A 15053-nucleotide genomic window follows, 5' to 3' on the forward strand; every position below is an offset into this window, starting at 1 on the left:
TGGAACAATACTGAGACTGCAATTCAGGCTGGTCTAGATGAACTGGTAGAACAAACCGAAGAGTACATCAATAAGCTGAAGGAAGATGCAGCTACAGACTATGACATTGATGAATTAAAGCGTTCTGTTGAAGCTCTAGTTGAGATTCGTGACTTACTAACTGGAAAGTTTGAATCTAAGACGGCTTAATCATTACAAGAGGGGCCTGTGTTCATTGCAGGACCCTCTTTCAAGTTTAAAGGGTGCAAAACAATGGCTTTATGGTTGGCGGTTATACCATTAGCGTATGGCGCAAAAAAATTATATGACGCATATAAGGAAGATGATGCGCCATCAACATCTAACTCCAGCAAATCTTATGACTCTAATGCGAAGCTGAAATCGGCAAAGAGACGCAGAACTATAGAGAGAAAAAAGGCGTTAGAGAGTTTGATTAACGCGCACCGGGAAAAGCAGTTAAACGATCTGCAGTCTGTTGCATTCAACATCGCAGCTGTTGTGGAAAACAGTACACCAAACTCATATATAGTGAAGCACCAAGACATTGGGGTTCAGATTCGAGAGCTCACCAAAGCTAGACGATATTTTACAGTTGAGGAAATAGATCGACCAAGAGTTGCAAAGACAAAAGTCAGTCTACATTCTAAAGATTCGATCATTCAAAAAGCCCTTAAGCAGGCAGAAGAGGAGTATGGATTACTTGCAGGAATAGATCACTTAAAGAGCTATGATGCTAAGGAAGACCCGTACCTAAAACACCTAAAGAAGAACAAGCGTTCTATCTTAGGTTTTTAATAACGTGAACATAAAATAAACGGCTAGTTTGAGTTATTCTCGCTAGCCGTTTTTATTTTCAGTGGAGCGTTACCTCTCCATACGTGAGCTAATCCGTTACGTTCTAATTTAGTAATGTAACTGACAAGGTTTTGTCCAGAACCTTCACAGTTGGTACTTCGTAGCACAGAAGTGCCCCATAACGATTCAGCGGTGTGATGGGCAAGCTACTTTTTTAGCTTCCGTTGACCCAATTTTAGTAATGCTACTGACTTTCGAAAGGGCTCTGACATTTATATTGTGTCTAACGGGCTAGCTGTCCCCTTACAGTAACCACGCATACGCATTTCTTCCTGATGACCTTTCAGAAAAGGGCTTTTTAGACTCAATGATAACTCCTTACCTTATAATACTGTGTATTTATACATAACCATTTAAAATTCACGGATATCAAGGGAAATAGTGAAAAAATTTTGCGCGTTTATACATGAAAAATTCAGATTGTTCATGTTTATCAAAAAGTTATGTATTTTCGATTTGAGATAATAAGTTTGGAAAAACGTGCATGCACGTTTTTCCAGATGGTATATTTAACAGAATGCTGATAAGTTCTTTGCATACAGATAGTTAACTGTGCGCGTTTTCACGGGTTCAACGAGGTAAACGCGCATGCGCACTAACAAAATGTTAGTTTTCCCAAGGATCTGAGTGAAAATGATAATCGATGACATAATTTCAGGGATAGATGAAGGTGGGCCAAAGAGTTATTACTCTTTCGAGACCTTTGTGCAGCATCTATTAAAATACCACATCGAAAATCAAGGTAAGCAATTTCTATTATCGACTGAATTAGCACGATTTGGCGATGCATTTGCACCTGAGGGCTTTGATCAGTTTGATGGTGCAACACTAATTGAAATAAAATTTAATCTATCAAGGCTTCCAATTCGACAGTTTGTTGAGAAGTCGTCGTATAGATTTATAAATGAATATACTGAAAATAAATTCGAGTATGTTCTGATAATTTCTGCCAAGCCAATTCCCAATAAATTTTTACATAGATTCTATGAGGAAATAGAACGAAATCAATTTCCTTTTAAAGTTTTAATTTGGGGGCCGTCAGACTTAAATCGGATTGCCTCAAAACATAGAAAGTTAGTAAATAAAATAACGAGCAATCTATTCGCCTTAAGACTTTCTTCAGCAATATCTAAACCAGTAAGAGACTGGAGGCAAGATCGAGAGGAAATAATTGATAACTTAAAATCTTGTTATAACAAAGGACAATTCTCTTTATTTCTTGGCGCAGGCGTATCAAGTAGTGCAGGGATGCCTGATTGGAATGCCCTCCTAAATTCTTTATTCGTCACTTATCTAACACAGGAGTTCGATGGTGATGGTGCAATGGGCGATAAAGATATAAGTGATTTAGTCGCTAGGCTTAATAGCATAGATGAGCCTTCAGCCTTAATGGCTGCTAGATATCTTCGAAAAGGGCTGTCAAAAAGAGACGGTGAAGCTAGGGACTTTGTAGATGCTGTTACCAAAAACCTATATAAGCTACGTAATACTAAATTTCCTATAGACTCAGAGCTTATTAAGTCAATTGCATCAATGTGTTTGCCTAGACGGACAGGGGCCAAAGTAAAATCGGTGGTAACTTATAACTTTGATGATTTACTAGAGAAACAGCTGAGTAATAACTCTATCATGTATAGATGTATATACACCGATAATGAGAGTTATGATCCAGATGAGCTTCCTGTTTACCACGTCCACGGATTCTTACCAGAAGATCGAAAGTCCTATGATGGGTTAGATAATTCAACATTAGTATTTTCCGAAGAGGGTTATCACCAGATTTATTCCGATTCATATCACTGGTCAAATCTTGTGCAACTGAATTCCTTCAGAGAAAGCAACTGTTTGATGGTAGGCTTGTCGATGACTGATCCTAACCTTAGACGATTGCTAGATATTTCTTCAAAGAATATTGAGCGAAGCAAACACTTCGCTTTTATGAAAAGGCTTTCTTCAAGCGAGTTCTGTTATGAAACTGTGGCAGGTAAAAAGTCTAAAGTTATAGATAATATTGATTCTGCTGAAAAGTTTTTAGAGCGCCACCATACCCTAAACGAAGAACTAATGAAGGAACTGGGAGTTACAATTATTTGGTATGAAAATTATGATGACATTCCTGAAATAATTAATACAGTTGTCAGATATGAAAACTAACGCCGCATTGCAGCGGACAAGCCGCTGAATGCGGCGTTAGCCCATAGAAATTTTTATGCGAAATGCACCTGATACAGCCGACGAGCTAAAACGTTTTTATCCATAAATGGCTTGGCTCGTTTCTACAACAAGCTTTTGCACAGAAACGATGAACCTAAGCCCCATGACACTTTGACCGTGTAATCATTTTACTTGATTGGTGTCACAACTGAGTTTTCATTCAATAACTCTTGCTGTAGGTCAAACACCCTAAAACGAAGTCTCGCATTTTCAGCCTCTAACTGCTTTCGGGCTTCAACAGCATTGTTACGTTGCACCCTGTATTTATCTTTAAGTTCATTGGCTTTTTTTAATTCGTGTTTTAGCCTATCAAGCTCAGGCAAAGGGATATCTAGCTCAATATCTAAACTTGTTATCATCGCCTTATCGCGGTTGAGGTTGTATTCATCGATAAGAGGTTTCGCGTAGGCCACGAACGCTTTGAACTTATGGACATAGCTATTGCCAAGCAGCGCTTCATTATTGATACGGTTCAACGTAAGCTTACCTGCCGCTTTTACATGAATCGGCTTACCATCTAGTAAACGCTGAAATGCATTAACAAGCAGTCCCTCAGCCTTGCTAGTTGCCTTATATTCTACTTTCATGCCCATACCGCCTTAATATCATCATTGAAGCTATCAAAAGGGATGCCATGTTTGACCAATGTTGGCTCGATAGATTGTATTTTCTTCTTTCTGGCATCCAGAATTAATTCATTGGCATAGTCACCCATGTCATTTATTGCTCGGAATGAAGCAATGAGATTATCCCGTTCCCTCGATAGACTTTTCGCAGCTTTATCAGTGATTACCTTATGAGCACAAGGGGCTTCAACAATATCCATCAGGGAGCAAAGACGTTCACAGTTACGGTTGGTGCAGTAGCCACCTGTAGGCAGTAATACAATGGATTTTTCACCCGCCCTTACCAAAGAGAGCAATTCACCTCGGGACATAATTATTTCTTCACCCTGTGCCAGTCGCTCTGCTTTATTTTTAGCTATGCGTTCACCTTCTGCACCGCTTAAGGTAACGGATACATTGTAAATCTCATCCCATGCATCCACAGTAGATGCTTCAATAGCTGCATCAAACTCACTCATTAACCGAGTATCCATCAACAGTTGGTTGGTACGCGCTAGTTCGGAGTAATTCGCATACCAGTTAGACATGTTAGTATTGCGGTGTTTAAGCTGGTACTTTACTGTAAGTGCGTTCCCCAGACGTTTTTTTACCATAAAGACCACAAAACTTCGTCGTAAATCATGTGGACTAAGCCTTGGTAAACCGCCTCCGATTTTTAAGCTTCCTGCGCGTTCTGGATTCAAAAGGTCAAATTCTTCAACGTCTTCTTCGGTCGCATTAATGTTGAACACTTTCAAATTTAATCCACACCCACTATGAAAGCAGGCTTTTAGCGACACTTTATTAATGAGTGCTTCGCAGCCATAAGGGATCGAAGAAGAAACGAAGGCACTCTCTAGATCTTGTTGCATTGCATTATATTTTTCTTTGGTTAACAGACCATTTTGGTAACCGTAATCCAGTCGCTCTAGCCAATATTTTCTCGCGGCTTGCATGGAATCAAAAGCTAGCTCCAGGGCCAGCTTTGCAATAGGAGCAGTATTCCAAGTCGTATAAACTCTTTCACCCTTGTTTCCTTTTGTAGAAAACCCTGAGACCTTGGGTACGGCAGCCCGTGAATTGTCATAACTCTCTTTGTTCATGGAGAGTAACTCTTCCTTTCGGGCAGCTGAGAATAACCCCACACAGATAAAGCACATCTTGAGCAATGTATTCAACCATGAGCCTCCCCTGTCAAACGAGAAATTAGGAATGGTTTTTCGTTCAGGCCATTGGCGTGTTATGCGAGACATCCTGTCAGTGAGTGCATTCATTTGTATACGGCTTAGGGCACTCACACGTAGCTTTTTAAGCTTAGCGTTGTGCATTTCATCTTGATAGATGTAGAGCTTCTCCATGGCAGCGGAAATTTGATGGCGATAGGGGTGGTAGGTTTCTACAAACTCAACCACAGTTTTTAGAATACTGACATGAATAGCTTCAGGAAATGCGATTGCTTGACCGTTACCAGCATCAGGTTTAGCCCACTGAATATAGTCTTGCTTATAGACATAACGAGATACAAGACCCGCTTTATGCATTGCATTAATCACAGAGGCAAGATGACTGCACGTTGTTTTACGCCCAACCCCATGTAATGTTTGTGTGAATTTTTTCCATTCTCGTTCGATCGAAAGTAAGCTGAATTCACTTTTTCCCCAGCGTGTTGCGAGGGTGTTCAAACGAGCCCTAATATTTATTAACGAACCAACCGTTGCATGTGAATCAGAGCTTGATTCCTTCTTCTGCCACTGCATCAATGCATAGAGGTAAGACTGAATATCTTGGCGGTACTTCTCATCAATATTGCCAAAAGAGATTATTTTTTTGTTCTGTTTTAGTGCGTAAAAGTCCCACTCTAGATCAAAGACACGTGACACTCCGTTCCCGTAAGAATCAAACGTTACATACGGATTTCCGGCTAGTTCTGGGCGAAGCTGTATAGGCTGCTCAGACATAAAATGATCCCTTAAAAAATTGGCTTGCGCTGGCTCTGTCTTGGTAAAGCGGGTGGTAATCGCCATCATCCACTTTTTGTTTTGCTTGAGCGTAGTTTTTAGGTGCTTTTTGTTTCAGTCTGAGAAGAACTTTTTTCAACATACCTTCCACAACGAAATACTCACCCTTAGGTGCGGAATTACTCGCCACTATCTCTTTGAGGTCTTCAATTTGCTCCAAAAAAGATAACATCAACCAGATATCATTTTCTGACGCCACCAATTTATGGCTGTCACAATCAAAGCAAGCAAGAAAATCCGAGCAACGGCCCGTATCTTTGGAAAAATCAATGCCCAACTGCTTCATGCGCCTCGCCTCAGCAACAAGCTTCTCTGGTGTTGCCCCCGCGCATTTGATACCACTGGGCGTTGTCATGAATGGCTGTTCTTTGCTTTCGCGGGTACTCAATTTCTTATAATCATAATCTGATAAAATATCGCTGCGCATCGCCTTGGCATCCTCGATGGCTTTACCAATCTCCTCTCCTTTGGCAACAGCGCTTAACGCACTAAACGTGGCGTTGAGGTTATTATCATGGTCTGCTTGGACACCACTAGAGTACCGTTTAGCGACAACATTCACGGTATTATTCATCCCCTGTGACACAAGGAATATATCTTCAGTGACTCGCATCAATACATCAGATTTTGTGGCCCTGAATCGGCTTGCAGTAACCGTTAACCCCGTTATTTTCTCAAGTTGTGTATTGATATAGCTAAGATTTGTACCATGCGTGCCGAATGTCCAAATCTCACCACTAGCGCTAAAGAAAGGGCAAAGCGGCAGTTCACTTGCAATCGGGATCTCCAGTGTTTGGAACATCAATTTAGACGTTTCTAGCCATCGGATGAGCAGTTCTTTGGTTCTCAGGCTAAAGCCTGCGCTATTATCCAAATCCTTATAACCAGCCCTGAATTTTTCACCGTTAAAAACAAACCGTCCACTACCAATATTTTTGAATGAAACATCCTTATGCTGCACGTTGGCAAGCACTGATTTGTTCATGCCTGTCAGCATTGAGAGCACGAAAAACCAATTGCGTGATGCCTGGTTATAAAAAACCTGTCGATGAAGTCGCTCAAGTGAAAGTGAGCTGTCCTTTATTGTTCCAGGCACGGGGATCATGCACTTCTTGAAACCATATTTCTTATTTGCAGTTAGCGGTGGTGTCCATCCTTTGAGCTTCGCTTGCTCAGAAAAAAGCTCTTCATCAAAAAACGGATGAATATCTAGCAGACCATTTTTCTCAATTGCTTCCTGAAAGGCCAGCGCTCCCTTAACCAATATCTTGGATAATGGTTTCAGCTCTGTTTCTATATGGAACGCTTTATTCGTAGCAGAAGATCTATTTGCAACGTTCGGTAGCACCTTAACGTCGGCTTCTCGGTTCCACTGTTTTAATAATACTGACAAGCCGTCTTTAATCCGCATTGCTTCCGATATCTGCAAACCTTTTTCGCGTAATCTATTGAAGTGTTTAATGCTATCAGCCATGACTGCATTACTGAAAAGGTCACCGTTATAACCAATTCCGTCAAGATACCGGAAGTAACTAACAAGCCCAGAAAAGTAGTGCTGCTTCGTTATTTTGTGAGGTAAGAAGCTTAGCCTTTGGTAAATTTCCCTGACAATATCATCCCGATTTGCTAACACCTCATTCCCTGAGCTAATTTGCTTTACTGTCGGGACGTTACGATAGCGCAGGCGATAAACGTGAGATTTTATGCCATTACTATTGTCTAAAACCATATCTTCAAAATGAAGTGGGATCATTGGTGATCGGGTCTTCTCTATCGCAATTTTGGTTCGCTTTCGTCCTTGAATCACAATGACCCCTCTAGATCATCAAAAGCGCCAATATAGTCCAGTACGTCCTCGTAGATTTCATCGGCGGAAGGCATATCTTGTGCTATTTTCAGGTATTCTATCGTCGTCGACCTATCTTCGTGACCAATTAAGGTTGACACCCTATCCAATGCCTCATCGGGTGTGATTAGCGGGTTGCCATAGTCATCTTTTTTATTTAAAAGGTGACGGAAGATATTCACGGCAAACGTTGAGCGTAAATTATGTAGGGAGCCGACTATAGGATGGTCAAGACCTCGGGTTAGGTTTGCAGTGTTACGTATCTCCACCCAGCGCCCGGTAAAGTCTTGTAGCCGCGTAAACATCGGTTTCCCTGATTGGGTAATAAACAAGTATTCCAGCTTAGGGTTAATCGCATCATCTCCGTCAAAGAAATGCGAATTTCCTTCTTCTTTCTGCTCCTTGCACCATGCTTTGAATTTCTCCAGACGCTTTTGATACCTGTCAGACTGAGAGTAATCGTAAAGCATCTTCATCAATGTGGCGGGGATAATGGTAACCCGGCTTTTATTCTTCTCTGCGAAGCCCTCAGCCGTCTTTGTGAGTGATTGATACTTATCACCAACACCCAAATCCATCACAGGCTTTTTAAACACCTCTTTGCCGTCCTGAATCATAGTTTCGGGGTTAACTACCTGTCCTAAGTGAAGGCTCGCTGCTTCTTCTCTCCGCAATCCAGTATTACGGCAAATCATGGGGTGCAGACAGAACTCAATCGGCAATGAATGCAGTTTATTGTTGTCACCATGACGAACCACCCTGCGAGATTTCATTAAAATGGTTTGCAGAATGTTCCATTCATTATTGGTAAACGGTTTTAAGTCACGGCGTAGATTACTGAGGTTTGTGCCGCCACTACGCGATGATTTAGTAAACTTAATCCGCATATCCGTCGTATGCACCTGCTTACGTTGATATGCTTTCATACTGGATGCAGACGCCTCAAAATGGATATTCACTGTCTCAAATTGGAAAGGAGGGTTGTTAAAGCGGACGCCCTGACGAAGGCTGTGTTTATAAAAACCAACGACACTGCTCATATATTGCCTAGCCGTTGTTTTAGCCAATACACCCTCAATAGCGAGTTGTTTGATTCCATCTCGATATTGGTAGGTTAATCGTTCCTGTTTATTACGAGGAAAGGTATTCCATTCTGGACGGGGATCATCATAGAGAGGGTCAAAGTCCTCTTTATCGTATTTAGCATCCCACTCTGCCTGTTTGTCTAATACAAAACTGAAGTAATGGGCAAGCCCCTGTGCATCGGTACTAAGCTCAAGCACGCCATCATCAATTGCTTTTGACAATAAGAACTCATTAACCATGTCTAATGGTTGGTAACTGACTAGTTTGTCTTTATCGCCATACCCAGTGATATGGAGTAAAGGGAGTTTCTTTACGGGGGTCTTATTGCCATTGGCACGGTATGTAACTTGAGGTTCTCCATTATCATCAATGGATACCAGTGGTTTCTCGTAAACGAAGTTAGGTATAGTTGAAATTTCTATCTCTTTTCGTATGAGCTTTTTTTGATTTTTATCGTTACTAGACATACTAAATCCCACACTGTACATACGAACAAAATATACAGCAATCTCAACTTTAAAAGTTAATTATGAAGATTTAGTTTATCAGGTATTTTTTGCGCCAAAATCAAAGCCGCCGCGTTATGATGCAGAGCACGCTTGACGACTTCTCTCGGATACACCGACGCTGCATCCAACGTTCCTTCAAATAAAATTTCATCTTTTATCACTCGGTGCTGGTTATCGAGAAAAAGAATATAAAAAGCCTCTCTTTGCCGATCCCTTAAAATAGAAGACAGATATAACTTAGTTTGGTCGGGGCTGGTTAAGGCATCACCACGCTTTAGCGTCTCCGCCAAGTAACGTTGTGTCATTTCTAGTACCGCTTGCAACTGAACATACTTGGCTTGCCCCAATCCTTTGTGACGACAAAACTCTTCTTCTGATGCTGAAAATAGTTGTCTGAGCGAACCAAAGTCTTGAATAAGGAAGTCTGCAAGCTCAATCACGTTCATTCCGCGGGTGCCTGTGCGCAAGAAGATGGCCAGTAGCTCAGCATCGGTCAAAGCTTGCGGCCCTCGTTGCAGTAGCTTCTCTCTGGGCATGGACTCATTTGGCAAAGCTTTCAGTATCATCTGATGTCTCTTTATATGGAAAGTGTCCCTATTCCACAAAACAAAAAGCGAAAGTCGAGTATGACTTTCGCTTTCTTCGTACCATCAGTGCTTTCCATGCAACTTAACAGTTCATCAGAGTTTAAAGTTGCCAACCAAGCCGTGAATTTCCGTTCCAGACTGTGATAGCTGCGTGCTGATTGACTCGGCATGCTGCAACGTCTCATTAATGTTGTTCACGATCTGTTGAATAGCCACTAAGTTTTGGTTGATGTCTTCTGCAACCGCGCTTTGTTCTTCTGCGGCAGACGCGGTTTGAATACCCATATCTCGAATTGTTCCGATAGAATGATGAACACCAGAAAGAGATTGCTGAATGAGCGCAGATTCTTCCGCCGTTTTGACACCTCGTTTTTGGCTCACCGACATCGTACTGACCGCTCTTGATACACCATTTTGTAGCTGCTTGAGCATGTCGCCAATTTCATGAGTACTATTTTGCGTACGACTGGCTAACGAGCGCACTTCATCCGCAACGACGGCAAACCCTCGACCTTGCTCACCGGCTCTAGCCGCTTCAATCGCCGCATTTAGGGCCAACAAATTCGTTTGCTCGGCTATCTCGCCAATCACATCCAGCACTTTGGTTATTTTTTCGGTCTGTAAACTCAACTCAGAAATTGCATCTGACGTGCTGTCTATCTCCGTCACGAGTTCGGTAATGCCTTCTATTGCTTGCTCGACCTCATGCTGAGCGGCGGTGACTTGACTGTTGGCATCGTCAATTGCCTGCGCGGTCGCATTAGTATTGCTGGCTACTTCTTTGGCAGTCATGCTCATTTGCGTCACTGCCGTCACGACTTTGTCCGTCTCTAAACAGTGATCCTGCATTTGACCGCTCGCTTGGCTGGTCTGAGTGTTCAGGCTTTGAGAAACGGTCTGTACTGTCGTCGCAGAGCGATGAATGTCCTGCATCAGTGGGTGCAGCTTATCCATAAACTCATTAAACGCGGCCGCCACTTCACCGACTTCATCCTGACTTTCGACTTTTAAACGAGCCGTTAAGTCACCGCCGCCTGCGGCAACATCTTTTAATGAAGCCGCGACATGTTGTAATGGCTGAATGCCTTTAGACACCACGATACTGGTGAGAACACTGGTAATGATCAATCCAATAGCGGAAATCAACACGGCAGATAATGTATGCTCTTTTAGCTCTTGAGTCTTTAACTCTCTGTGCATCGCAACTTGTTGGTCGATGTCATCAATATAAACGCCAGTACCTAAAACCCAGTCCCATTTAGATAGATATTCTGCATAGCCCAACTTAGGCGCTTGTGCGTCAATGGTCGGTTTGTGCCACGAGAAATAGAGGAACCCATCCCCTTTTTGAGAAGCGTCAATCAAGCCCGCAATAACTGCGACCCCATTTTCATCTTTTAAGTCGTAAAGGTTTTTACCCTCTAATGCAGGTTTGATGGCGTGCAACGTATTCACACCTTGAGAGTCGTAGGCAAAAAAGTAACCATCGCTTTCAAAGCGCATGGCTTTCAGAATTTCTTTTGCTGCCTCTTTATTACTTCCATTTACATCCGTGTCGTATAACGGTTTTATCGCCGTCACGCCCATCATCATATAGGCTTGTAACTCTTTCTTTTTCGTTTCGATGAGCTCTTGCCTGTCTCTTGCCAGCTCCGCTTCCAAACTTTTACTGCTGTTGATGTAATACACCACTGAGATCAACGTGGTGATCAACAACAGCGGAATTAGGGTTATCAGCAGCAATTTGTTTCGACTTTTCAACACCATGGTTTCCACTACCTCTTTTTCTTTTCAGACTTGCAAACTCCGCGCAACTTGTCTGTGAGGTAGGCGAGAATTTTCCCTTCCTCGGTCAGATTAATACTCTGGAGTTTGATGTGAATTATCTTCTCGTTATATATGCTCGGGCGGTCAGACTTTGAATTGTGTTAAAATCCGGTCATCAAATTGGAGATCTCACATGCAAACACTAGCAGGAAAGAAAATTCTACTCGGCATCAGTGGCGGTATTGCCGCGTATAAATGTGCGGAGCTAACCCGTCGCCTCATAGAGAGAGGAGCGCAAGTTCAAGTTGTAATGACGAAAGCCGCAAAAGAGTTCATTACCCCTTTAACCATGCAAGCCGTTTCGGGCCGTCCTGTCTCGGACAGTTTACTAGACCCAGCAGCGGAAGCCTCTATGGGCCATATTGAATTGGCCAAATGGGCAGATTTAGTGCTATTAGCGCCCGCGACCGCGGACTTAATCGCGCGCATGTCCGCAGGCATGGGGAACGATTTACTTACTACGCTCGTGCTCGCGACGGATTCCCCTGTTGCTGTTTCTCCTGCGATGAATCAACAGATGTATCGCAATATCGCAACCCAAGAGAACATCGCTACGTTAGCGCGTCGTGGTATGCACATCTGGGGCCCTGCGGCAGGAGAGCAAGCCTGTGGTGATGTAGGACCAGGTCGAATGCTGGAACCAATGCAGCTAGTACATCTATGTGAACAGTTCTTTCAACCAAAATTGCTAGAAGGTAAGTCGATACTCATTACCGCCGGACCAACTCGCGAAGCGATTGATCCAGTGCGTTACATTACGAACCATAGCTCCGGGAAAATGGGCTATGCATTGGCGAGCGCCGCAGCGCAGATGGGAGCAAAAGTCACCCTCGTGAGCGGTCCTGTCAGTTTAAATACGCCCGTAGGTGTTGAGCGCATAAATGTTTCCAGTGCACAAGAGATGCACGAAGCCGTTATGACACATGCAAACAGGCATGATGCGTTTATTAGCTGCGCTGCCGTTGCCGACTACCGCCCACAAACGATCGCGTCTCAAAAGTTGAAAAAGACAGAAGACAACGACGAAATGGTCATTAATATGGTTAAAAATCCTGATATTGTTGCATCTGTGGCAGCAATGACTGAGAAGCGTCCGTTTACCGTCGGTTTTGCGGCTGAAACCAATGATGTAGAGACCTATGCTCGAGGCAAGTTAACAAAGAAAAACCTCGATATGATCTGTGCAAACGACGTTTCGGTTGCAGGGCAAGGATTTAACAGCAACGACAACGCAATTACCCTTTACTGGCCTGAAGGTGAACTTGCGCTCGCTTTAGAATCAAAAGAAGCATTGAGCTTTAAAATTCTCGAAAAAATGCATCAATTGATGTAACTAACGTTTGAAAACCCTGCCAATTTTTTACAAAAGCTGGCATAAATTTGGTACAAAAATGACAACTAAGGGTGTTAAATCTCCCATTCCACCCTTAGTGGTCTAGTTTGAGGCGAAATAGCGTCTTATAATCCCCTCCGCTCAACTTTGTATTTTGAAAGGAAGTAACTAATGGCCGGCAGTAAAAAATCCAACCGTCGTGAAGAGATCTTACAAGCATTGGCAGAAATGCTTGAATCAACAGATGGCGCTTCACGCATTACTACGGCAAAACTGGCCAAGCAAGTCGGCGTTTCAGAAGCCGCGCTGTATCGTCATTTCCCAAGTAAAGCGCGCATGTTCGAAGGGTTGATTGAGTTCATTGAAGAAGCCTTGATGACACGTATCAACCGTATTCTAGACGACGAAAAAGATACACTAGAGCGTATTCGTATGGTGATGCACCTTATTTTGGCGTTCTCTGAACGTAATCCAGGTCTGACACGCATTTTGTCGGGTCATGCTCTAATGTTTGAAAATGAACGCCTACGTGAACGCATCAATCAACTCTTTGAGCGTATAGAAACACAATTGCGCCAAATCCTGCGTGAACGTAAGATTCGTGAAGGGAAGTCTTTCCCTGTCGAAGAGCGCATCCTAGCCGCGCAAATTCTGGGACAAGTTGAGGGGAGCCTAAACCGCTTTGTGCGTAGCGACTTTAAATACCAGCCGACTGCAAACTTTGACGAGTACTGGGCGCTTTTGAGTGCACAAATAAAGTAAAAGACTATGAGTAAAGACAAATACACGCAGCCCGAGTTTTCTCTTTCACTTCTTCACCCTCGTAACTGGGGCGTATGGCTTGGTTTTGGTCTGTTGGCCATCCTCGTCAATATTCTTCCTTATCGGCTGCTGCTTTCATTAGGTCGTTCACTCGGTAAACTTGGCATGCGCTACGGTAAAAAGCGTGTCCACGTTGCTCAGCGTAACTTAGAATTGGCCTTTCCAGACAAAACACCTGAAGAGATTCAACATATTGTTGAAGAGAACTTCAAAAATACCGGTATGGCACTGATAGAAACCGGAATCACTTGGTTCTGGCCGACTTGGCGCTTTAAAAACCTGATCGTCGAGAAAGATCTCGGCGCACTGCGTGAAAAAGCCAAAGAAGGTAAAGGCGTCCTACTTTGTTGTGTCCACGCTCTTAATCTAGAGATCACTGCGCGTGCTTTCGCCGTGTTAGGCGTGGCCGGGTACGGCGCGTTTCGTCCGCATAATAATCCTGCTTATAACTTTATCCAGTATTGGGGACGGACACATAACGGCAATAAACTGATTGATCGTAAAGATGTAAAAAAGATGATTCGTGTATTACGCAGTGGTGAGCGTCTGTTCTATTTACCGGATCACGATTACGGTCGCAAAAAATCAGTATTTGTGCCCTTCTTTGCCGTAGACGATGCGTGTACAACAACAGGCACGAGCATTCTGGCGTATACCTCAAAATGTGCGATCATCCCAGGCTCAGGGTTTCGCAATGACGAAGGAAAATACGACATCATCGCCGATAAGTGCATTGAAGCCGACTATCCACAAAAAGACGAAGTCGCCGCTGCCGCTTATATGAACAAGTATGTGGAAGAAGTCATTCTACGCGCTCCAGAGCAATGGATGTGGCTCCATAAACGCTATAAAACCATGCAAGATGAGCATGTCGAGAAAGGCATTCGCTATAAGTAAGTGGTCAAGGCGATGAATCCAAAAACAAAAAAGGGCAGATGAATATCCATCTGCCCTTTTTACTTTTTCAGAAAAAGTAACCAATTAAATGCCGTATTCTGCGCGGTACGCTTTGACTGCTTCTAGATGCTCTTTGTCTGTGCCTTTATCTTCAAGGAAAGTCACAAGGTCAGTCAAGCTAACGATCGAGATGATTGCACAACCAAAGTCACGCTCCACTTCTTGAATCGCAGACAACTCACCTTTGCCTTTTTCTTGGCGGTCAATCGCAACCAACACACCAGCAAGGTCTGCGCCATTTGCTTGAATGATTTCCATCGATTCACGAATCGCAGTACCTGCTGTGATTACGTCATCTACTAGCATGATACGACCTTCAAGCGCAGAGCCTACAAGGTTACCGCCTTCGCCGTGATCTTTCGCTTCTTTACGGTTGAAGCAGTAAGGCGTGTCG

Annotated in this window: 12 protein-coding genes and 1 pseudogene; 6 read left to right on the plus strand and 7 right to left on the minus strand. The window is 43.2% G+C overall.

Annotated features, from left to right (window positions below; translation table 11 throughout):
* The 3 genes from IQR33_RS28100 to IQR33_RS28110 all read left to right on the plus strand — a co-directional run.
* A partial coding sequence (locus IQR33_RS28100; RefSeq protein ID WP_193844260.1) for a hypothetical protein occupies nt 1–189 on the plus strand: 189 nt, incomplete at its 5' end.
* Nucleotides 190–207: 18 nt separating this feature from the next.
* Entirely contained in the window at nt 208–795 is a 588-nt protein-coding gene (locus IQR33_RS28105; RefSeq protein WP_228014194.1) for a hypothetical protein, read from the plus strand.
* 693 nt (nt 796–1488) lie between these two features.
* Entirely contained in the window at nt 1489–3009 is a 1521-nt protein-coding gene (locus IQR33_RS28110) for an SIR2 family protein (RefSeq protein WP_193837275.1), read from the plus strand.
* Between the two features lie 188 nt (nt 3010–3197).
* Here IQR33_RS28110 and IQR33_RS28115 read toward each other — a convergent pair whose 3' ends face one another.
* The 6 genes and pseudogenes from IQR33_RS28115 to IQR33_RS28140 form a co-directional block, all read right to left on the minus strand.
* Nucleotides 3198–3656 (minus strand): hypothetical protein, encoded by a 459-nt coding sequence (locus tag IQR33_RS28115; protein WP_193837230.1) that lies wholly within the window; start codon nt 3654–3656, stop codon nt 3198–3200.
* Nucleotides 3653–5632 carry a hypothetical protein gene (locus tag IQR33_RS28120; protein ID WP_193837231.1) on the minus strand — a complete coding sequence of 660 codons (1980 nt, stop codon included), beginning with the start codon at nt 5630–5632 and terminating at the stop codon, nt 3653–3655. Before IQR33_RS28120 ends, IQR33_RS28115 begins: the two co-directional genes overlap by 4 nt.
* Entirely contained in the window at nt 5625–7499 is a 1875-nt protein-coding gene (locus tag IQR33_RS28125; RefSeq protein WP_193837232.1) for a hypothetical protein, read from the minus strand. The genes IQR33_RS28120 and IQR33_RS28125 overlap by 8 nt, the downstream gene beginning before the upstream one ends.
* Nucleotides 7496–9091 carry a site-specific integrase gene (locus IQR33_RS28130; protein WP_193837233.1) on the minus strand — a complete coding sequence of 532 codons (1596 nt, stop codon included), beginning with the start codon at nt 9089–9091 and terminating at the stop codon, nt 7496–7498. The genes IQR33_RS28125 and IQR33_RS28130 overlap by 4 nt, the downstream gene beginning before the upstream one ends.
* An 80-nt stretch (nt 9092–9171) precedes the next feature.
* Nucleotides 9172–9699 (minus strand): annotated as a pseudogene (radC, locus tag IQR33_RS28135) (RadC family protein); the annotation flags it as partial.
* Nucleotides 9700–9813: 114 nt separating this feature from the next.
* Complete coding sequence (locus IQR33_RS28140; RefSeq protein ID WP_033905951.1) at nt 9814–11487, minus strand: methyl-accepting chemotaxis protein; 1674 nt, start codon at nt 11485–11487, stop codon at nt 9814–9816.
* 193 nt (nt 11488–11680) lie between these two features.
* On the opposite strand from IQR33_RS28140, the gene coaBC reads away from it, so the two are divergent.
* The 3 genes from coaBC (at nt 11681) to IQR33_RS28155 (ending at nt 14599) form a co-directional block, all read left to right on the plus strand.
* The gene (gene coaBC, locus IQR33_RS28145; RefSeq protein WP_064353527.1) at nt 11681–12880 is read left to right on the plus strand and encodes a bifunctional phosphopantothenoylcysteine decarboxylase/phosphopantothenate--cysteine ligase CoaBC; all 1200 of its coding nucleotides are present in this window, start codon (nt 11681–11683) and stop codon (nt 12878–12880) included.
* A gap of 171 nt (nt 12881–13051) precedes the next feature.
* Nucleotides 13052–13642 carry a nucleoid occlusion factor SlmA gene (gene slmA / locus IQR33_RS28150; RefSeq protein ID WP_005379386.1) on the plus strand — a complete coding sequence of 197 codons (591 nt, stop codon included), beginning with the start codon at nt 13052–13054 and terminating at the stop codon, nt 13640–13642.
* A gap of 6 nt (nt 13643–13648) precedes the next feature.
* Nucleotides 13649–14599, plus strand: a complete 951-nt coding sequence (locus tag IQR33_RS28155) for a Kdo(2)-lipid IV(A) acyltransferase (protein ID WP_033905948.1) — start codon at nt 13649–13651, stop codon at nt 14597–14599.
* Between the two features lie 84 nt (nt 14600–14683).
* On the opposite strand, the gene pyrE is transcribed toward IQR33_RS28155, so the two are convergent.
* Nucleotides 14684–15053, minus strand: a 370-nt coding sequence (gene pyrE, locus IQR33_RS34720) for an orotate phosphoribosyltransferase (RefSeq protein ID WP_228014195.1), incomplete at its 5' end; no start/stop codon positions are given.

It is taken from the genome of Vibrio sp. OPT46, from assembly GCF_015163535.1.
Classification (GTDB): Bacteria; Pseudomonadota; Gammaproteobacteria; order Enterobacterales; family Vibrionaceae; genus Vibrio; species Vibrio alginolyticus.

Bases quoted from the DNA above. Each gene is read 5' to 3' on its own strand.
- IQR33_RS28115 (WP_193837230.1), bottom strand. From the start codon at position 3,656: ATGAAAGTAGAATATAAGGCAACTAGCAAGGCTGAGGGACTGCTTGTT.
- slmA (WP_005379386.1), top strand. From the start codon at position 13,052: ATGGCCGGCAGTAAAAAATCCAACCGTCGTGAAGAGATCTTACAAGCA.
- coaBC (WP_064353527.1), top strand. From the start codon at position 11,681: ATGCAAACACTAGCAGGAAAGAAAATTCTACTCGGCATCAGTGGCGGT.
- IQR33_RS28130 (WP_193837233.1), bottom strand. From the start codon at position 9,091: ATGTCTAGTAACGATAAAAATCAAAAAAAGCTCATACGAAAAGAGATA.
- IQR33_RS28140 (WP_033905951.1), bottom strand. From the start codon at position 11,487: ATGGTGTTGAAAAGTCGAAACAAATTGCTGCTGATAACCCTAATTCCG.
- IQR33_RS28155 (WP_033905948.1), top strand. From the start codon at position 13,649: ATGAGTAAAGACAAATACACGCAGCCCGAGTTTTCTCTTTCACTTCTT.
- IQR33_RS28110 (WP_193837275.1), top strand. From the start codon at position 1,489: ATGATAATCGATGACATAATTTCAGGGATAGATGAAGGTGGGCCAAAG.
- IQR33_RS28120 (WP_193837231.1), bottom strand. From the start codon at position 5,632: ATGTCTGAGCAGCCTATACAGCTTCGCCCAGAACTAGCCGGAAATCCG.